A 19,725-nucleotide genomic window follows, 5' to 3' on the forward strand; every position below is an offset into this window, starting at 1 on the left:
GCCGCGTTTACTTTGTTAAATAGCGATTATACTGAACCATCTTGGGTGAAATAATTGCGCAGGAAATCAATTGATAGGACTCTTCAGGAAACTGTTTAATGTCAGGGAAAAGGTTGAAGTAGAGCGCCCGAAAAGCTTCAACGAAGCACCGCCCAATATTCAGCATGAGCAGCAAGCCTTGAGTCGCTCGCGGGAGACCGGTGCCGAGAGCGATGAGCTGGTGGCCGCCGTCGATGCTACGGCACTGTTTTACAGTTTACTGTTTTCCGTCAGCAGCCAAAATAGCGGTGGTGTTGCCAATAAACTCGAAAAGCGGGTCATGGGCGACATTGAACAGGCACTGGCCTCACCGCAGCAGATAGCCGATTCTGTACTGCAGATCCCTGGTCGAATACTGGAGCTGGACAACAAACTCAGCGATCCAGAATTTGATAGTCAGGATATAGTCGCGCTTATTCAGCAAGATCCCGTGTTGAGTGCCGAGGTGATCCGCATCTGCAACTCGGCGGCTTTTCGCCGCAGCGAGCGGCAGATAACCAGTCTTCAACAGGCACTGGTTCAATTGGGTAGCAACAAACTGAGACGGATAGTGACTACCTGCATGATGAAAGAGATGATAGATATCAAACCCATCTACTTTCGCCGCTTTGGAGCCCATTTGTGGCGCCATTCACTGCAGGTGGCTTTTCTGGCCGGAGAACTGGAAACCGAAGAACCGGATACTGCTTTTATGGTGGGGCTGCTGCACGATGTCGGCAAGATAGCCATCTTCAAGCTGTTGCTCGATGCTTTCAATCAGGCCGACCCTAGTGAGCAGCCCAAGTCCTGGCTGTTCCGTCAGGTGATGACGACGCGCTCTTTGTCACTGAGTAGCCTGCTGGTGAGCTGCTGGCAGTTGCCCAAGGCATTTGAGACTGTACTGCAACCTCTGGCCAATGTCGGTGCCAAGCCGGAAAATCGTTTAAGCCAGCTGATTTGGCAAGCCAATCTGATCAGTGAATGCTCTATGCTGGTGGAAGAGGATAAGTTGCCCCCGGAATTGCTGGACGCCTTGTTGAAGGAAGCCAATATCAGCCGGGAAATGTTTGAACAGTGGCACCAGAAACTACTTGAAATAAAATGAAAAAACGCGCCTTTCGGCGCGTTTTTTAGCTGTTTGGCATCACTGCAACTGCCATCACTGCAACTGCCATCACTGCAACAGTGATATATCGGCCACCCGCAGGAACTGATTTCGCAGCTGGTTCAGCAGTGCCAGACGATTGCGGCGCAGCACCTCATCGTCGGCCATTACCATTACATCTTCAAAGAAGGTATCTACCGGCTCTTTCAGCGTCGATAGCAGGGTCAATCCCTGTTGATATTCCCCTTTGGCAAACAAGGGCTCAAGTTGTGGCTGAAGTGAGCTCAGAACTTGATTCAGGGCCTTCTCGGCATCTTCCTGCAGCAGGGCAGTATCGACTTCGCTTGGCAGCTCACCTTCAACCTTGGCGAGAATATTGGAAACCCGCTTGTTGGCTGCGGCCAGAGAGGCGGCTTGTTCCAGGCTGCGGAAATGGCTGACGGCCTGGATACGGCTGTCAAAGTCGGCCGGACGAGTCGGCCGACGGGCCAGAACCGCTAGAATTACATCGGTACTGATGCCTTTATCCTGATACCAAGCGCGGAAACGGCCCATCAGAAATTCCAGCACCTCTTCGGCGCAGTGCTGATTGCTGAGGTTGCTGCCGTGAGCCTTGATGGCGCTGGCAATCAGCTCGACCAGATCCAGTGGCAGTTTGTTCTCAACAATGATCCTCAGTACACCTATGGCCGCTCGGCGCAGGGCAAAGGGGTCGGCAGCGCCTTTAGGAGCCTGGCCGATACCGAATATTCCGCTCAGGGTATCCAGCTTCTCTGCCAGTGCAACGGCGCAGGATACCGGCGCTGTAGGCACAGTATCACCGGAGAACTTAGGCTTGTACTGTTCTTCCAATGCCAGGGCAACGGCTTCGGTTTCCCCTTCGAGGCGTGCGTAATGCATACCCATGGTGCCTTGGGTGTCGGTAAATTCCATGACCATATTGGTCATCAAATCGGCCTTGGACAACAGACCGGCTCGCTTGGCATCGGCTTGATTGGCTTCGATTTTGGCCGCAATGGCCTCGGCCACACAGGAGATACGCTCCACTCTGTCTTTAAGGGTGCCCAATTGCTTCTGGAATACCACGGTTTCCAGGCTGGCAATGCGGGACTCGAGTGATTGCTTTTTATCTGTGTTAAAGAAGAATTCGGCATCGGCCAGGCGAGGGCGGACAACTTTCTCATTCCCGGCAATGATTTGCGCCGGATCTTTGGACTCAATATTGGTCACAAAGATGAAGTTGGGCATCAGCTTATTGTTGCCATCAAATACCGGGAAGTATTTCTGATCGCCTTTCATTGTGTAGACCAGGGCCTCGGCGGGCACCTGCAAAAACTTCTCTTCGAAAGCCGCTGTCAGTACCACTGGCCACTCAACCAAGGAGGCGACTTCTTCAAGCAGTTCGTCGGCGATATCGGCACGGCCACCCAACTCGGCAGCCGCTTTTTCGGCGTCTGTCTTGATGATATTCATTCTGGCCTGGTAGTCGGCAATCACCTTGCCGCGTTCTTTCAAGCTGCTGAGGTAGTTGTCGGCATGATCCAGCTCGAAGCTGGCTTCGCCCATAAAGCGGTGACCACGAACGGTACGTGCCGAGGTGATACCCAACAGCTCACCGGCAACCAGCTTGTCACCCAACAACATGGTAACTGTATGCACGGGTCGGATAAATTGAGTCTTGTTGCTGCCCCAGCGCATAGGCTTGGGGATAGGCAGCTTGTCCAGCGCGCGCTGGGCCATGGCCGGGATCAGGCTTTCAGTGGTCACACCTTCAACCTTGGCGCGGTGCAGCAGCCATTCACCCTTGTCTGTAACCAGACGCTCGGCTTCGGCAACGCTGATACCATTGCCGCGGGCCCAGCCTTCGGCGGCCTTGGTTGGCTTGCCTTCGGCATCAAAGGCCGAGCTGACCGCAGGGCCTCTTTTCTCAACCACTTTATCCTGTTGTGCCAGGGCCAGTTGCTCTATGTAGAGCGCCAAACGGCGCGGAGCGGCATACCAGTGTGCCTTGCTATAGCTGAGTTCGGCCTTGTCCAGCTCTTCGCAGAAGTTGTTTACAAAAGACTCGGCCAGAGTGCGCAAAGCTTTTGGTGGCAGCTCTTCGGTACCTATCTCTATGAGTAAGTTGTCAAAATTCATTAGTTCTACCTCACTTGCACATTGGGAAGCCCAGGGCTTCACGCGCCTGGTAATAAGCTTCGGCTACCGCCTTGGCCATGGTGCGCACCCGCAGGATATAGCGCTGACGCTCGGTCACAGAGATGGCGTGACGGGCATCGAGCAGGTTGAAGGCGTGTGAGGCCTTCATGACTTGCTCATAAGCGGGCAGAGGCAGAGGTTTTTCCAGTGAAAGCAGATGCTGACAGGTTTTTTCGCACTGATCGAACAGACCAAACAGGAAGTCGACATCGGCATGTTCAAAGTTGTAGGTTGACTGCTCCACTTCGTTTTGGTGGAACACGTCACCATAGGTGATCCTTCCCATTGGGCCGTCGGTCCACACCAGATCATAGACGCTGTCTACGCCTTGAATATACATGGCAAGACGTTCTAGACCATAGGTGATTTCGCCGGTTACCGGGCTACACTCGAGGCCACCAACCTGTTGGAAATAGGTGAACTGGCTGACTTCCATGCCGTTGAGCCAAACTTCCCAGCCCAGGCCCCAGGCACCCAGAGTAGGTGATTCCCAGTTGTCTTCAACGAAACGGATATCATGGATACTTGGGTCTACACCCAGGGCTTGCAGTGAGCCCAGGTACAGCTCCTGAATATTATCCGGTGAAGGTTTCAATACGACCTGAAACTGATAGTAGTGCTGAAGACGGTTGGGGTTTTCACCATAGCGGCCGTCGGTAGGGCGGCGCGATGGTTGGACATACGCGCTGCTCATCGGCTCAGGGCCCAATGAACGCAAAAAGGTTTGTGGATGGAAGGTGCCGGCACCGACCTCCATGTCCAGGGGTTGAACTATGGCGCAACCTTGCTGCGCCCAGTATTCTTGCAGGGTCAAGATAAAACCCTGGAATGTCTTCACGTCGTGTTTCGTCGTCATATCTACTGCTGTCAGCTATTAATAGAAAATGGTTTCGATTATACCTTGTCGATATAGGCTTATGTAGGTTATTTTTTATCGGATTTAGCGATTTAAGGGATTTTGAGTAATGGATATAGTTCGTTGTGGCTGGGTGACTGATGATCCTCTCTATCTGGAATATCACGACAAGGTATGGGGAAGGCCGGTTTACGATGCCAAGGAACTGTTTGCCAAGCTCTGTCTCGATGGTCAGCAGGCGGGACTGTCTTGGCTGACCATACTCAAAAAGCAGGCTAACTATGAACGCGCCTTTGCCGGGTTTGATCCCCAAGTCATTGCCGGGTTCGACCAAGCCCAAATAGAGGAATTGCTGCAAGACCCAGGGATAGTGCGCAACAGAGCCAAGGTGAATTCCATAGTTCGAAACGCCAAGGCATATCTGGCATTTGTGGAACAAGGTAATGATTTTTCAGAATTTCTTTGGGGTTTTGTCGGCGGGGTACCCAAAGTGAATCGCTTTGAAACCCTGACTCAGGTTCCGGCTCAAACACCCGAGTCGGAGGCTATGTCCAAGGCGCTGAAAAAACTGGGGTTTAACTTCTGTGGCCCGACGATTTGCTATGCCTTTATGCAGGCTGTAGGCATGGTCAACGATCATCTGTTGGATTGCTGTTGTTATCCCCATGATTAAGTTTTCCCGGCGTCGCCGTTTTTTGCTGGCGCTGTTCAGTTCGGGTCCAGGGCCCGGGCCCTTTGCGGCGATAATTTATCTGCCATTGTGCATGCTATTCTGGATGTTTATCGCATTTGTTTTTGGTCGATTATTGGCGCTTAGTGATGGCGTAAGTGTGTTTATTGGGGCGCTATTTGCATTGCCAACTCTGGTGCTGGTGAACTTGTGGGCCGTACGGGTGGGCGATACTTTACTGCGACTCAGCTTTGGCAAACAAGCCATCATACCTACACTCATCCGTTTCCTGTTGCCGGCGCTTGTTAGCTACCTACTATTATCTTTGGTACTGCTACTGCTTATAAAATAAAAGGATGTTCCACGTGGAACATCCTTCCGTATTCACGTCGGGTCTAATCTTTTTTAAATCTCTTCAAAGAAGAAGGGCTGGCGCTGCTTCTTATCACCATTGAGTTGATTCATGGTTTCGGCATCATAGAGTTTGCCATTGACCATAGTATGAGTGACCCTGTCTGTGACCCTAATGTCCTCTAGCGGGTTACCGTCGATAACAATAAGGTCGGCTAATTTGCCTGGTTTAATTGAACCAAGCAGATGGTCCATAGCGAAGGTCTTGGCGGGATAAAGCGTTGCCGTCTTCAGCACTTCCATATTGCTCATACCGCCCTGGGCAAACATCCACATCTCCCAATGAGCAGCCAAGCCTTCACGCTGACCATGGGCACCAATGTTGGGATGGATCCCCAATTGATTCACCTCATTGGCGACTCTGGCTACATTGAAGTGGTTGTAATGTTCATCCGGTGCGGTAGGCCTTCTCATGGAGCGAGCCCGCAACAGATCGGCAGGAACATATTTTGACAATCGTGGATGAGCCCAGACATCTGTCTTATCGTACCAATAGTTTTCACCCGAAATCCCGCCATAGGCCACCACCAGAGTGGGGGTGTAACCCACTTGGGTTTGGCTCCAGAACTGTTTAATGTCGTCGTAGATTGCTGCGGCCGGCAGGGAATGTTCCACTGTGGTGTGGCCATCGGCAATCATGGTGAGATTATGCTGCAGCAGGCTTCCTCCCTCAGGAACCACCATCATCTCCAGTTCTCTGGCCGCGGTTATAACTTGTTGACGCTGATTGCGTCTGGGTTGGTTATAGCTCTTGACGCTGAAAGCGCCGACTTTTTTAAGTCGTTCGAGGTGGAATTTGGCATCATCCAATGAGTCTATGTGACTGGTGTAGCCAGGTAAGTTGGCACCATAGAGTATGGTGCCGGTAGAGAAGATTCGCGGACCAACAATCTTTCCGGCTTTTTGTTGCTCGCTGGCAGCAAAAATTTCGGTAGTGTCATTGGAGGGATCATGGATGCTGGTAACCCCCAAGGCCAAGCCGGCATATAGCTGCCAGTTCTGCTGGGGGATGATTTCGCTTTCACCTTGAGCGCCATGGGCATGGGCGTCAAATAGACCTGGCATCAGTGTCTTACCTGAGATATCCACTAGCATGGCATCATCCGGAATAGCCATGCCGGCTTCACCCACGGCTTGGATATGGTTATCTTTCACCAACACCACACCCTTATCTATGACCCTATCATTCTCCATTGTGATGATCTTACCGCCGACGAAAGCGATTGTTCCACGTGGAACATCCATCTCTGCCCTAAAGCCAATCTCAGTAACTTGGACCTTGTCCTTGGCATTCTTCTCTCGATAGTCATTATCCAGGCTCACTTGATAGAGTTCTGGGCCAAGGGTCCAATAGAGTTGATCGCTGTTGGCGCCCCAACTGATACTCTCACCGGCGCGGGTACTGAGCTGTGTCACCGGTAAATTAGTCGCCTTAGGCCCGATATCAACGGTTTCACCATGCTTGGCGAATGGGGTGACCCAAACCCGGAAACGCTCGGCAAATGCGAGTTGCTTACCATCGGGAGATACCCTGAATTCTGTGGCGTGTTTGCTGGTGTAGTGTACCCGCTTATCGAAACCACTAAGTGATATCGAGGCTAGCTGCGGCGTTTCACCACTCTCTATAAAGTAGACTCTGTCATTGTCGGCACCAAACTGTGGCTGGAAGCCCTGAGCTGAGAGTTTCTTTAGTTCTTTACCATTGCTGTCAACCAAGTAGAGCCCGGGATCCTGACTCCAGGTTTTGGGGGTAATATAGCCGCCGGCAATTTTACGAAACACCACCTGTTTGCCATTGGGAGAGAAGGTTGGCTCGATATATTTCCCCGGCTCTTGGGTCAGTGTTGTGGTTTTTCCTCCCCGGGCACTGATGGTTCTAACGCTGCCTTGTTGCTGATCATTCCATGTGGTAAACACCACTCGCTTACCGTCACGGGACCATTGAGGGAATAACTCTTCCAACTGTTCATCCAAACGGGTCAGGCGCTTCGGTTTGCCGTCCGGCAGCTTTTTAATCCAGATTTTTCCCAGAGCTTCGTAGATGACTTTGGTTCCATCTGGCGACACCTGAGCCATGCGCAGCATTTTGACATCCAGTTGTTGCTGATCTATATCCTGCTTAAAGCGCACCGCTGGTTGCACAGCAAGCTCTGTGGTGACATTGAATGGGATCTCTGCCGCTTGCTTGGAAGCCAATTCGAGTTTGTGGATTTTGCCTTTTGCCCAGAAATAGATCTCTGCACTATCTGGACTCCAGGCCATAGTGGGATAAACACCGTGTATCGCCCAGGTTTCCTGCATGTCTCTGTCAAGGTTGCCATAGAGCTTTTGCTCTTTACCGGAAGCCAGATCCAACAGATATAAGGTTGACTGAAAACCGTCGCGTTTGATATAGGCCAACTGTTTACCATCCGGGCTCGGAGTAGGCCTGATAGCACCACCTGTGCCTTCGATAAGCACTTCAATATCCCCGGTTTGGGTATCGTAGCGCTTTATCTTGTATATGCCTTTGACCGAGTCTTTGGAGTAGTGAAAGGTCTTGCCTGGGGTGGCATCTTGGCTGAAGTAGATATATCGGCCGTCAGGGGAATAGGCGGGTTCACCCAAGTCTTTCTGATCATTTGGCCGCTCGGTGAGTTTAACTCCTTCGCCACCGGCAATATGATAAATCCAGACTTCCCCGGCTCCTAGACTGCGGCTGGCTGTGAAGTGCTTTCGCGCCACCAGATACTGGGAGTCTGGGCTCCAGGCCGGGCTGTTGAGCAGGCGGAATGTTTCATTGGTTACCGGACGCGGATTACTGCCGTCAGCATTCATTACCCAGATGTTGTCGCCGCCATCTTGATCCGACGTAAAGGCAATGTATTTGCCATCTGGGCTATAGACAGGTTGCATCTGCCAGGCGATGCCTTGTGCCAGAGGTTTGGCTTCGCCGCCCTGAGCGGGAATTCTGTAGATGTCACCCAGCAGATCAAAAACCAGATATTTGCCATCCGGGCTCAGGCTCAGATTCATCCAGGTACCTTCAGATACCTGAATTTTGGCTTGTTCAAGAGGAGCATTCAGCGGGGCATTGACATCCCACTTGGGGGCTTGATCGTCACTGAATGCCGAAGCTGAAAAGAGCAATGAAACAGCTGTGTACAGAGGGGTTAGTTTAGGTCTCAACATGACAGCGGCCTTATTTTAGTTATCGGTTACCGACTGTCTGTTATCTCACAAATTTGTTAACAGTAAAACCTCAATACTGTATCAATTGGTTTTCCATGTTTTATAAGTCTAAGTTGCGATTTGGCCAGCTATCGAGTAACTGAGCCGGGTCTTGAGGCCTGATTTTCCCCGGATTGATCACTTTGGCGGTACAGCCACCACGCCAAGCAGGCGTTAATGCTGCTTCCAACCCTGGGTATGCTCGCTCCATTTTGCCGCAGGGGTCAGTTTCTCCGGTAAGTTCAAGTACCAGTTGCTCACCAATTTTCAGGTATTTACCCACCAATTCAGGTGCAAACTCCAGACCATCCAGCAGCAAGTTGGCTCTGCGGCTCGTCCAGGGAAGCTCTGTCTGCAATTGAGCACAGGCTTGTTGCCACTGTTGTTGAGACAACAGCGTCACCTGACGCTTTCCCGGTTTACCGAATACGTCGCCCTCTACACCCTGGGCCAAACTGACTTCGGCATGAGGCAATAAATCCATCGGGGCGTTTCTTTGCTTTTTATGAGCGATAGCGAGCAGGGTAATCATAGGTTCCTTCCTGATGGAGTTAATTAGAGACCCTTCTTAATCAAATATTGATAAGGCAGGTTATCCGTTTGACTGGCCACCAAGGTGTGGTCCATAAACTGGCAAAAGCTGGGAATATCTCTGGTGGTAGCCGGATCATCGGCGATGATGAGTAGCGTTTCTCCTTCGGCCATATGACGGACTTTTTTACGAACCATCATGACAGGTTCCGGACACCTCAAACCTAAAGCATCCAGTTGATGTTGGGCACTGGCGAAGACCTGACTCATATAACCTCTTACAACGAGAACAACAGAAGTGGCTAATATTACTCCAAGGCAGCGGTCAAACCAAGTTGGCAGCTATTTTTTGTGCTCTACCGCATTGTTCCACGTGGAACATGGTTCTACTCGTTATTCAGTAAGGGGGTTCTAGCTCCACATTTAATCAAAGCGCTTTTATTGTCAGCGAGCTGATTTTGTCTTTGTGGACATCAGGTTAATTAAAGGACTATCTCTGTGATGGGGACAAACAACTTTACATAAAAAAACCGCTTAAGAAATAAGCGGTTTTTCATTGAGAAGGGCGGCTTCTCTATGCCCCTCTGTGTTGGCGATATTTACTCAGACACGCTCAAATACGGTGGCAATACCTTGGCCGAGACCAATACACATGGTTGCCAGACCCAAAGTCGCGTCTTTACTCTCCATCAGATTGATCAAAGTGGTGGAGATACGGGCACCCGAGCAACCCAGAGGGTGACCCAAAGCGATGGCACCACCGTTGAGGTTAACCTTCTCATCGACCAACTCCATAAGACCTAGGTCTTTCACGCAAGGCAGAGACTGCGCGGCAAAGGCTTCGTTCAGTTCAACCAGATCGATATCCGCTATGCTAAGACCTGCGCGAGTCAGTGCCTTTTGTGTGGCTGGAACCGGGCCATAGCCCATGATTGATGGGTCACAACCGGCAACCGCCATCGACTTGATACGAGCTCGGATAGGTAGTCCCAGCGCCTTAGCTTTTTCTTCTTCCATCACTAGCATGGCCGATGCGCCATCTGACAGGGCCGAAGAGGTACCAGCGGTAACAGTGCCGTTGGCCGGGTCAAACACGGGACGCAGGCCTGCCAGTGATTCCATACTGGTTTCAGGGCGGATCACTTCGTCATAATCGATTTTGATCAAGGCACCATTGGCATCATGGCCTTCGATAGCCTGGATCTCTCTGGCAAAACGGCCTTCAACAGTGGCTGCATGCGCACGTTTGTGCGAGCGAGCGGCAAATTCATCCTGCATTTCACGGCTGATACCGTGCATGCGACCGAGCATTTCCGCCGTCAGTCCCATCATGCCGGCTGCCTTGGCAACCCGGGTTGCCAGGCCAGGGTGGAAGTCGACCCCATGACTCATGGGAACATGACCCATATGTTCAACACCACCAATGATGAAGGTGTCACCCATGCCTGTCATGATGGCTCTGGCTGCCTGGTGAATGGCTTCCATGGAGGAGCCACAGAGACGGTTTACGGTAACCGCACCAACCTGCTTGGGGATACCCGCGAGCAGAGAGGCATTACGGGCGATATTGAAACCTTGCTCCAGAGTCTGCTGCACACAGCCCCAGATAACGTCTTCTATGGTGCCGGGATCCAACTGGGGATTACGTACCAGCAGGGCTTTCATCAACTCGGCAGAGAGTGTCTCTGCACGAACATTTCTAAAAACACCGGCCTTGGAACGGCCCATGGGTGTACGAATGCAATCTACGATAACTGCTTGTTTCATGGTTAAAATCCTTTCCGCAAATTAGGCCTGATAGTAAGAACCGTTGTTGGCTGCCAGTTCACGCATGCCATCGGTCACCTGGTAGAGTCCCCCCAAGTGGGCGTATTTGTCAGCCAGGGCGACAAAGTTGGCAACGCCCATGGTATCCAGATAGCGGAACACACCGCCTCTGAATGGTGGGAAGCCAAGACCATACACCAGCCCCATGTCGGCTTCGGCCGGGGTGGCGACAATGCCTTCTTCCAGGCAGCGTACGGTTTCAATAATCATGGGGATCATGGTGCGGGCGATGATTTCATCGCTGCTGAACTCCTTGAGTTCACCGAATTCGGCCTGCAGTAATTCGTAGCTGACAGGATCCTTGTCTTTCTTCGGCTTACCACGCTTATCCACAGAATACTGGTAGAAACCTTTACCGTTCTTCTGCCCCAGGCGTTCATGGCCAAACATGATATCTATGGCGTCTTTGCCTGTTTTGCCCATACGGTCCGGGAAGCCTTCGGCCATGACGGCCTGGGCGTGATGGCCTGTATCCAAACCGACTACATCCAGCAGATAAGCCGGGCCCATAGGCCAACCAAACTGTTTCTCCATCACCTTGTCGACGGCGATAAAGTCTGCACCATCGGCCAGCAGGCCGTTAAAGCCGGCGAAATAGGGGAAGAGTACCCGGTTAACAAAGAAGCCGGGGCAGTCGTTGACCACTATCGGCGTCTTGCCCATCTTGCTGGCATAGGCCACTACAGAGGAGATGGTTTCTTCCGAGCTGTGTTCGCCACGGATCACTTCCACCAGTGGCATCTTGTGCACGGGGTTGAAGAAGTGCATACCGCAGAAGCGGGAAGGATCTTTCAGACTCTTGGCAAGCAGGTTAATCGAGATGGTTGAGGTGTTGGACGCTATGATGGCATCGGCAGCTAGCTGCTGCTCGACTTCGGCAAGCACAGTCGCCTTGACCTTGGGATGTTCTACTACCGCTTCTACTACTATATTGGCGTCTTTGACAGCGCTGTAATCGAGCGATGGGGTGATGTTGTTGAGCACTTTGGCCATCTTGGCCGGGGTGGAGCGACCACGCTCTACCTGTGCCGTCAGTAGCTTGGCCGCCTCGTTAAGGCCGAGGTCCAGCGCTTTCTGCGCTATGTCCTTCATCACAATCGGCGTACCCTTGCTGGCACTTTGGTAGGCGATACCGCCGCCCATAATGCCTGCGCCCAATACCGCGGCTTGTTCTATGTTCTTGGCTTGTTTGGCGGCCTTCTTGGCTTTGCCTTTGACCAGTTGGTCATTGAGGAAGATGCCGATCAGCGCCTTGGCCACATCTGTTTTGGCCAGTTGAATAAAGGCTTGATGTTCTACCAATAAAGCCTCTTCACGCCCCAGACCGGCTGCCTTTTCCACGACGTTAACCGCCGCCATTGGCGCCGGATAATGCTTGCCGGCAACAGAGAACACCATACCCTTGGCTGTGGTGAACGACATCATGGCTTCCAGCTTGGGCAGTGTCAGTGGCGACTGTTTACGTTGACGGCGGCTCTGCCAGTCAAGTTTGCCCGCCAGCGCGTCCTGTAGCATCTGTAGTGCTGCGGCCTGGAGTTGCTCTGGGGCCACAACGGCATCTACTGCGCCGACTTTGAGGGCGGCTTCCGGGCGTTGGTCTTTGCCTGTGGTGATCCACTCCAGTGCATTATCTGCACCTATCACTCTGGGCAGGCGCACTGTGCCGCCGAATCCTGGGATGATCCCCAGCTTGGTTTCCGGTAGGCCGATTCGGGCACTGGTGTCGGCAATACGGAAGTCGGTGGCCAAAATGGTTTCGCAACCACCGCCCAGGGCAAAACCATTGATGGCAGAAGCGGTAGGGAAAGGCATGTCTTCCAGCTTGTTGAATACCGCATTGGCTTGCTGCAACCAGGACAAGAGTACTTCATCTTCCTGAGCGAACAACCCGAGGAACTCAGTAATGTCGGCGCCGACAATAAAGGCATCTTTGGCCGATGTCAGCAGCAGTGCCTTAACGCTGGATTCTGCTTTGATGGCGTCCAGCGCCTCATCCAGAGAGGTCAGGGTGGCGCGGTCGAATTTGTTTACCGATCCTTCGGCATTGAAGCAAAGGCGGGCGATATTATTCTCGAGTAACTCAACCTGAATCATCGAATTTTGGTAGATCATTGCTTGCATCCTTATTGCTTAGGAGTAGGGCAGCTCAGGCCATCATTTGACCAGTTGTTGCTCAGTGTGCTTCGAAAAAAGGAAAAATACAACACCCAATTTAAACGATCGTTTAATTGCTTGCCGGTTAGCTGCAAATTTCAGCTTTGTGATACACTGCACATTGGCTTTTGTTGTAACTGTGAACAGCTTCCAATAGCAAGGGGAACCTTGATTTCAGATAACAGGAACGGCTTATTATGCAACTGGCTCAGCATTATCAATCACATATAAACACTCTTAATCAAAGGGTTGCCGAGATTTGTGCCCGTGAGGGACTGTCTGGATTGGCAATTCATTCGGGTCAACCCCACAGGCAGTTTCTGGACGATATCGATTACCCCTTCAAGGTGAATCCCCATTTCAAGGCCTGGGTGCCTTTACTGGAAACGCCTCACTGTTGGCTGCTCGTCAATGGTCGTGACAAGCCTGTACTGATCTTCTACCGTCCCGAAGACTTCTGGCATAAGGTGACAGATCTGCCGCAAAGCTTCTGGTGTGACAGTTTTGATATCCGTATTTTGACCAAGGCCGATAAGGTGGCTGACCTCCTGCCTGTGGCCGAAGGTCGCTGGGCCTATATAGGTGAACACTTGGAAGTGGCTTCTGTGCTCGGGTTTAACAACTGTAATCCCGAAGCCGTAATGAGTTACATGCACTTTTATCGTGCTTGTAAGACAGATTACGAGTTGGAATGTATGCGTCAGGCCAACCGCATTGCGGTCAAGGGCCATCGCGCGGCCAAGAACGCCTTCTACAGTGGTGCCAGTGAGTTTGAAATCCAGCAGCAATATCTGAGTGCCATAGCACAAGGGGAGAATCAGGTTCCTTATGGCAACATCATAGCCCTCAACCAAAATGCCGCTATTTTGCATTACACTGCGTTGGAGCATGAAAGCCCACAGCAGAGGTTGTCTTTTCTGATCGATGCTGGTGCTTCTTTCCACGGCTATGCCGCCGATATCAGCCGTACCTATGCTTTTGAAAAAAATCGGTTTCACGATCTTATCCAGGCGATGAATCAACTGCAGCTTCAACTGATTGAGCACTTGCGACCCGGCAAACGTTATACCGAGCTGCATCTGCTAGCTCATCAACAGCTGGCGACTCTGTTACTTGAAGTCGGTCTGGCCAAAGGCTCACAAGAGACGCTGTTGGAGCAGGGCATTACCCGGGCGTTCTTCCCTCACGGGCTGGGGCATATGTTGGGATTGCAGGTGCATGATGTCGGTGGTTTCTTCAATGACGAACGCGGCACTCATGTGGCCCCTCCGGAAGAGCACCCGTTTCTGCGCTGCACCAGGACTATGGCGCCCGGGCATGTCGTAACCATAGAACCCGGGCTCTACTTCATCGACAGCCTGTTGGCGCCACTCAAACAAGATGGCCGCAAGGCGTTGGTGGATTGGGATCTGATCGCCAGTTTGCGCCCGTTTGGTGGGATCCGTATCGAAGACAATGTCATAATTCACGCCCATGGCAACGAAAATATGACTCGAGAGTCTGGTCTCATTGATTGAAAGTTATCCCATTGCGGCCGAGGAGCTGGAATATGAAGAGGAGATAAAGCACAGCCGCTTTATCTCTCTGGTATTTCCCTGTCATTCGCCGGAAGAGTTTAAACAGCAATTACAACAGATAAAGCAGCGTTATCCCGGTGCAAGTCATTATTGTCAGGCATTTATTTGTGGTGCACCCATGGGGCAGTCGACCATGGGCTCGAGTGATGATGGCGAGCCGGGTGGTAGTGCCGGGCGTCCCATGTTGGCGGTGTTGCAGGGGGCTGGCATAGGTGAGGTTGGCGCCGTTGTGGTGCGTTACTATGGCGGCACCAAGTTGGGTGTGGGTGGGCTGGTTCGTGCCTACAGTAGTGGGCTCAAGCAGATGTTGCCCCGGCTGGCGACCAAGACCAAAATGCTCAGGGAAAAAGGCAGCTTGGTTTGCCGTTACGACCAACTGCCCGATGTCGAACATCTGTTGCAGAGGCTCGATGTGTTGATAGAAGAGCGGGAGTTTACTGACCATATCCGCCTGACACTGGCCGTGCCCTTATCTGTTACCGGAAGTATCAATAAAGAGTTGGCTCCCATGAGCCAAGGCCAGTTAAAGATAGATTTTTCAGTGTGAACACTCTGATAACTTGTGCGACAATGTAGGGTTTTATTGGCCAATGGACTGATTGAAAGCGGCATGCATTACCGAACGATTACCCGTATTACTGGGTTGCTGATAGGGCTCTTCTCCATCACTATGTTGCCTCCGGCATTGGTGGCCTTCATCTATGAAGATGGCGGTGGTACGGCGTTTATTAAAGCCTTCTTTATCAGTTTATTTATCGGTTTCTGGCTCTGGTATCCTAATCGACATAATAAAGCCGAACTCAAGACCCGAGAGGGTTTTTTGATTGTTGTGCTGTTCTGGACCGTACTTGGTGCCATAGGTACCTTGCCCTTTTTGCTATCGAAACAACCCGACTTGTCGCTGGCCGACAGTATCTTCGAATCCTTTTCGGCACTGACAACCACGGGGGCCACAGTGATTGTCGGCCTGGATAATTTGCCAAAGGCGATACTCTTTTATCGTCACTTGCTGCAATGGCTCGGTGGCATGGGGATCATTGTGCTGGCGGTAGCTATTCTGCCGGTGTTGGGGATTGGGGGGATGCAGCTTTACCGAGCCGAGATCCCCGGGCCCGTAAAAGATTCCAAGATGACCCCCAGGATAGCCGAAACCGCCAAGACGCTGTGGTATATCTATCTAATGCTGACCCTGGCCTGTGCCGGGGCCTATTGGCTTGCCGGTATGAGCGCCTTTGATGCCATTTGTCATTCATTTTCTACTATCGCCATCGGTGGTTTCTCAACCCATGATGCCAGTATGGGCTACTTTCAAAGCCCAACCATCAATTTGATTTGCGTGGTATTTTTGCTGGTTGCCGCGGTGAACTTTAGCCTGCACTTTGCGGCGTTTTCCCGCCGGGGGATCAACTTCAAGGTTTACTTTCGTGATGCCGAATTCAAGGCTCTTATTGGTATTCAGTTGTTGCTGACCGCCATCTGTTTCGCCACTTTGTATCACTCAGGCATTTATGACACACCGGAGCAAACTCTGGATCATGCGCTGTTTCAGGCGGTATCCATTTCCACTACCGCCGGGTTTGGTACCGAGAGCTTCCATGTTTGGCCGCTGTTTCTGCCTATTCTGTTGATGTTTTCCAGCTTTATCGGTGGCAGTGGTGGTTCTACTGCGGGCGGGATCAAGGTTATCCGCGTGGTGCTACTATTGCTGCAGGGTTCGCGCGAGCTTAAGCGTTTAATTCATCCCCGGGCCATGTTCTCCATTCGTATCGGTTCCAAGGCGTTGCCGGATAGGGTGATAGACGCGGTTTGGGGCTTCTTCTCCGCTTATGCTCTGGTGTTTGTCATCTGTATGTTGATCCTGATGGCCATGGGAATGGATGCGATAACGGCCTTCAGTGCCACCGCTGCTTGCCTCAACAACCTGGGGCCTGGCCTTGGCGAAGTTGCCAGCAACTATGCCAGCATAGGCGATGGTGCCAAGTATGTGCTTGTGGTTGCCATGTTGTTTGGGCGCTTGGAAATCTTTACCTTATTGGTGTTGTTTACCCCGACTTTCTGGAAGAACTGATGAGCAAAACCCTGATTATTTATTCGACCGTTGATGGCCAGACCAAGGCGATATGCCAGACCATGGCCGATGAATTGAGCAAAGCGGGTGAGACAGTCTCTATGGTATCGCTGGCTGATGCGGAAACCGAGAAACTACAGGCTTTCGATAAAATCTTGGTGGGTGCCAGCATACGTTATGGTAAGCACAGACCTGAGCTGTATCGTTTCGTCAATAACCACCATGCGCTGCTGAGTGCCAAGAAGAACGCCTTCTTTACCGTGAATGTTGTGGCCCGCAAGCCGGAAAAGAATACCCCGGAAACCAACCCTTATATGCAGAAGTTTTTGCAGTTGTCCCTGTGGCAGCCGCAATTGCAAGGCGTGTTTGCCGGCAAGATAGCCTATCCTAACTACGGCTTATTTGACCGTAGTATGATTCGGCTGATTATGTGGATAACCAAGGGGCCAACAGATATCAGCGGTACTTATGAATTCACCGATTGGCAGCGGGTGAAGGCCTTTGCCGCCGAGTTTGCCGAGCTTAAGGCCTAAGCGCAGTACTTGCGGTGCAGGATAGAGATGACCTCTGTGACCTGCTGGTTCTTGAGCGAGTAGTAAACAACCTGCGAACTCTTGCGGGTCGCTACCAGATCTTCAGCGCGCAGTACCGCCAGATGTTGTGATAGCGCGGACTGGCTTAGGGGCACGGTTTCGTTCAGTTGAGTGACACTCAACTCCTGATCTAATAGTAAACAGAGGATCATCAGGCGGTAGGGGTTGGCGATGGCCTTAAGCCACTTGGCAGCATTTTCCGCATTGGAAAGCATGGCTGCGATATCGATATCTTTTTGCATCAGCTTGAAACCTCTTCGCCTTTTGATTAGTTTATTCTAATTGAATGGAGAGATGAGCACAATCATTAGTCTTTTATCAGGATTGCAATTCTATCCTGAAAAATACCGATCTAGGACAATTTGCAACAAGATTCATGAGGCTTGAAGTTGATTTTGTGATCCTTCAGGCTGTTCAATCAAGGCTATAGGCCACAGAATCCAAACTATAGATATACCATCAGGCAAATTTATGAAATCCATTTTAGTGCTTTATTTCTCTCGAGGCGGCCACACTGCCAAGATCAGTCGCTGTATTGCCGACCGGCTACAGCAGTTGGGTCATGACTGTGACAGCATGAGTTTGACTGAAGCCGAAAGTAATGGGATTGATTGGCAAAAGTATGATGCCGTAGTCCTTGGCGCCTGTGTGCTTTATGGCACCTACGACAAGAGTGTATTTGCCTTTTGTAGCCAACATCAAAAGGAGCTGACAGAGAAAGGGCTCAGCTTCTTTTCTGTCAATGTGGTGGCTCGCAAACCGGAGAAACGGATTCCTGAAAACAACAAGTATCTGCAGAAGTTCATTGCTCTGTCGGATTGGAAACCCAAGGATGTGAAGATTATCGCCGGTAAGGTGGATTACCCCTCTTGGGGCTGGCTGGACAGCTTTATGATCCGGCTGATCATGAAGATGACCGGAGGACCAACGGATCCCAAAACGGTTATCGACTACACGGACTGGGAAGATGTTAAGCGTTATGCCGAGTATCTGAGTGAGCTGGCATCCCGATAAAAACAATATTTTAAAAGCGCAGTCATGGTACTGCGCTTGTTTTTATTTAGTACTTCCAGAAACTGGGATGGAATAACACGGCAACGGTAAGGATCTCCAAGCGGCCCAATAACATGCCTATCGACAGCGCCCACTTAGCCAAGTCCGGCAAGCTGGAAAAGTTGCCTGCAGGACCTATGACAGGGCCAAGTCCTGGGCCGACATTGGTCACTGCCGTGACTGCACCTGACAGGCTGGTGACAGGGTCAAGACCACAAAGCACCAACACCAGTGTCAGCATCACGATAACCAGCATAAACAGCAACGCAAAGGTTACCAGGGAACGCACAATCTCCTCGTTGATAGGTCGGTTGTTGTAGCGCTCGCGGAAAATACCATTGGGATGAAATTGCTGCTTCAACTGTTCGCGCATAATGGCGCCGGCGATCTGGAAGCGGAATATCTTGATGCCGCCGGAGGTCGAACCTGAGCAGCTGCCGACAAACATCAGGAATAGAAAGGCGATATTTGCCAGCGCCCCCCAACTGCCATAGTCGGTCAGGCCATAGCCTGTGGTCGTGACTACGGAAACCACGTTGAAACTCGAGAGCCGCAGGGCATCGATAAAGGCGATTTCCCGCGAACTGTAGAGCCAATAGGCCAGGGAGAAAGACACCAGCAGCAGAAAGAGAATAAAGCCTTTCACCTGAGCATCATTCCACACCTTGATGCTGCGTTGCTGCAAGCTTTGGACAAACATCAGCAGCGGCAGGCCGCCGGCGGCCATAAATACCACCCCGACCCAGTGTGCTTCCTTAGGAAAGGCTGCCATGGAACTGTCTGAAGTCGAGTAGCCCCCGGTGGAGAGTGTGGTCATGGCATGGTTGAGCGCTTGAAACCAGTTCATCCCCGCCAGGTGATAAGCCAAACCGCAGCAAACGGTTAGTCCCAAGTACACCAGAAAAAGATATTTGGCCAGGCTCTGCGTGCGAGGAATGGTTTTTTCGGACCAATCTGAGGATTCAGTTCTAAATAGCCGCATCCCCCCTACGTTAAGAAATGGCAGGATCGCCACCGCCATCACGATAAAGCCTATGCCACCAAGCCACTGCAGTAGTGAGCGCCAGATGAGAATGCTGTGATCCATGCTGTCCAGTCCGGATAGCACTGTAGAACCTGTGGTGGTGATCCCCGACATGGTTTCAAAGAAGGCATCGGTATAGCCAATGCCGTGATACAGGGTAAAAGGCATGGCGGCAAATAGGCTGACAATAAACCAGGTCAGGCTGGTCAGCAGAAACATGTCACGGATATTCAGATTGAGCTTTTGTCCCTGGCCTCTGTGCATGCAGATACTGGAGACTGTGCCTGTGACCAATGCCGATGCCATAAAGGCCGCCACGGTTTCTTCGCCGTAAAACAGGGCGAAGAAGAGGGGAATAAACATAAAGGCCGTTAACATGGACAGAAACAGACCTAGGATGAATAGCAGCGGGCGAAAATTCAGCATGGC

Annotated in this window: 16 protein-coding genes; 7 read left to right on the top strand and 9 right to left on the bottom strand. The window is 51.5% G+C overall.

Annotated features, from left to right (window positions below):
• Positions 1-70: 70 nt before the first annotated feature.
• Positions 71-1,123 (top strand): HDOD domain-containing protein, encoded by a 1,053-nt coding sequence (locus CBE72_RS10740; protein ID WP_229672035.1) that lies wholly within the window; start codon positions 71-73, stop codon positions 1,121-1,123.
• 69 nt (positions 1,124-1,192) lie between these two features.
• Here CBE72_RS10740 and glyS read toward each other — a convergent pair whose 3' ends face one another.
• Both glyS and glyQ read right to left on the bottom strand, forming a co-directional pair.
• Positions 1,193-3,262: a glycine--tRNA ligase subunit beta gene (glyS, locus tag CBE72_RS10745; protein ID WP_100143524.1), complete on the bottom strand. Its 2,070-nt coding sequence runs from the start codon at positions 3,260-3,262 to the stop codon at positions 1,193-1,195.
• Positions 3,263-3,272: 10 nt separating this feature from the next.
• On the bottom strand, positions 3,273-4,178 hold the full coding sequence (glyQ, locus tag CBE72_RS10750; RefSeq protein ID WP_028780936.1) for a glycine--tRNA ligase subunit alpha: 906 nt from the start codon (positions 4,176-4,178) through the stop codon (positions 3,273-3,275).
• 109 nt (positions 4,179-4,287) lie between these two features.
• Here glyQ and CBE72_RS10755 point away from each other — a divergent pair, with 109 nt between their 5' ends.
• Positions 4,288-4,851: a DNA-3-methyladenine glycosylase I gene (locus CBE72_RS10755; RefSeq protein WP_100143525.1), complete on the top strand. Its 564-nt coding sequence runs from the start codon at positions 4,288-4,290 to the stop codon at positions 4,849-4,851.
• A gap of 402 nt (positions 4,852-5,253) precedes the next feature.
• Here CBE72_RS10755 and CBE72_RS10765 read toward each other — a convergent pair whose 3' ends face one another.
• The 5 genes from CBE72_RS10765 to fadB form a co-directional block, all read right to left on the bottom strand.
• The gene (locus CBE72_RS10765) at positions 5,254-8,430 is read right to left on the bottom strand and encodes an amidohydrolase family protein (RefSeq protein WP_100143527.1); all 3,177 of its coding nucleotides are present in this window, start codon (positions 8,428-8,430) and stop codon (positions 5,254-5,256) included.
• Positions 8,431-8,530: 100 nt separating this feature from the next.
• On the bottom strand, positions 8,531-9,001 hold the full coding sequence (locus CBE72_RS10770) for an MOSC domain-containing protein (RefSeq protein WP_100143528.1): 471 nt from the start codon (positions 8,999-9,001) through the stop codon (positions 8,531-8,533).
• 23 nt (positions 9,002-9,024) lie between these two features.
• Complete coding sequence (gene tusA / locus CBE72_RS10775; RefSeq protein ID WP_025011832.1) at positions 9,025-9,270, bottom strand: sulfurtransferase TusA; 246 nt, start codon at positions 9,268-9,270, stop codon at positions 9,025-9,027.
• 333 nt (positions 9,271-9,603) lie between these two features.
• Positions 9,604-10,767, bottom strand: a complete 1,164-nt coding sequence (fadA, locus tag CBE72_RS10780; RefSeq protein ID WP_100143529.1) for an acetyl-CoA C-acyltransferase FadA — start codon at positions 10,765-10,767, stop codon at positions 9,604-9,606.
• A gap of 21 nt (positions 10,768-10,788) precedes the next feature.
• A complete protein-coding gene (fadB, locus tag CBE72_RS10785; RefSeq protein WP_100143530.1) occupies positions 10,789-12,939 on the bottom strand; it encodes a fatty acid oxidation complex subunit alpha FadB in 2,151 nt (716 codons plus the stop codon).
• Between the two features lie 236 nt (positions 12,940-13,175).
• Between fadB and pepQ the strand changes: the two genes are divergently transcribed.
• From pepQ to hemG (CBE72_RS10805), 4 genes are all read left to right on the top strand, one after another.
• Positions 13,176-14,498 carry a Xaa-Pro dipeptidase gene (gene pepQ / locus CBE72_RS10790; protein ID WP_100143531.1) on the top strand — a complete coding sequence of 441 codons (1,323 nt, stop codon included), beginning with the start codon at positions 13,176-13,178 and terminating at the stop codon, positions 14,496-14,498.
• Positions 14,491-15,105 carry a YigZ family protein gene (locus CBE72_RS10795; protein WP_100143532.1) on the top strand — a complete coding sequence of 205 codons (615 nt, stop codon included), beginning with the start codon at positions 14,491-14,493 and terminating at the stop codon, positions 15,103-15,105. Before pepQ ends, CBE72_RS10795 begins: the two co-directional genes overlap by 8 nt.
• 63 nt (positions 15,106-15,168) lie before the next feature.
• A complete protein-coding gene (locus CBE72_RS10800; RefSeq protein WP_100143549.1) occupies positions 15,169-16,626 on the top strand; it encodes a TrkH family potassium uptake protein in 1,458 nt (485 codons plus the stop codon).
• The gene (gene hemG / locus CBE72_RS10805) at positions 16,626-17,159 is read left to right on the top strand and encodes a menaquinone-dependent protoporphyrinogen IX dehydrogenase (protein WP_100143533.1); all 534 of its coding nucleotides are present in this window, start codon (positions 16,626-16,628) and stop codon (positions 17,157-17,159) included. Before CBE72_RS10800 ends, hemG (CBE72_RS10805) begins: the two co-directional genes overlap by 1 nt.
• On the opposite strand, the gene CBE72_RS10810 is transcribed toward hemG (CBE72_RS10805), so the two are convergent.
• The gene (locus CBE72_RS10810) at positions 17,156-17,461 is read right to left on the bottom strand and encodes an ArsR/SmtB family transcription factor (RefSeq protein ID WP_039035694.1); all 306 of its coding nucleotides are present in this window, start codon (positions 17,459-17,461) and stop codon (positions 17,156-17,158) included. The genes hemG (CBE72_RS10805) and CBE72_RS10810 overlap by 4 nt on opposite strands.
• Before the next feature lie 229 nt (positions 17,462-17,690).
• On the opposite strand from CBE72_RS10810, the gene hemG (CBE72_RS10815) reads away from it, so the two are divergent.
• Positions 17,691-18,233, top strand: coding sequence for a menaquinone-dependent protoporphyrinogen IX dehydrogenase (gene hemG, locus CBE72_RS10815; RefSeq protein ID WP_100143534.1), 543 nt, complete (start codon positions 17,691-17,693; stop codon positions 18,231-18,233).
• Positions 18,234-18,279: 46 nt separating this feature from the next.
• On the opposite strand, the gene CBE72_RS10820 is transcribed toward hemG (CBE72_RS10815), so the two are convergent.
• On the bottom strand, positions 18,280-19,722 hold the full coding sequence (locus CBE72_RS10820; protein WP_100143535.1) for a TrkH family potassium uptake protein: 1,443 nt from the start codon (positions 19,720-19,722) through the stop codon (positions 18,280-18,282).
• Positions 19,723-19,725: the final 3 nt, after the last annotated feature.

The organism is Shewanella carassii (assembly GCF_002777975.1).
GTDB lineage: Bacteria > Pseudomonadota > Gammaproteobacteria > Enterobacterales > Shewanellaceae > Shewanella > Shewanella carassii.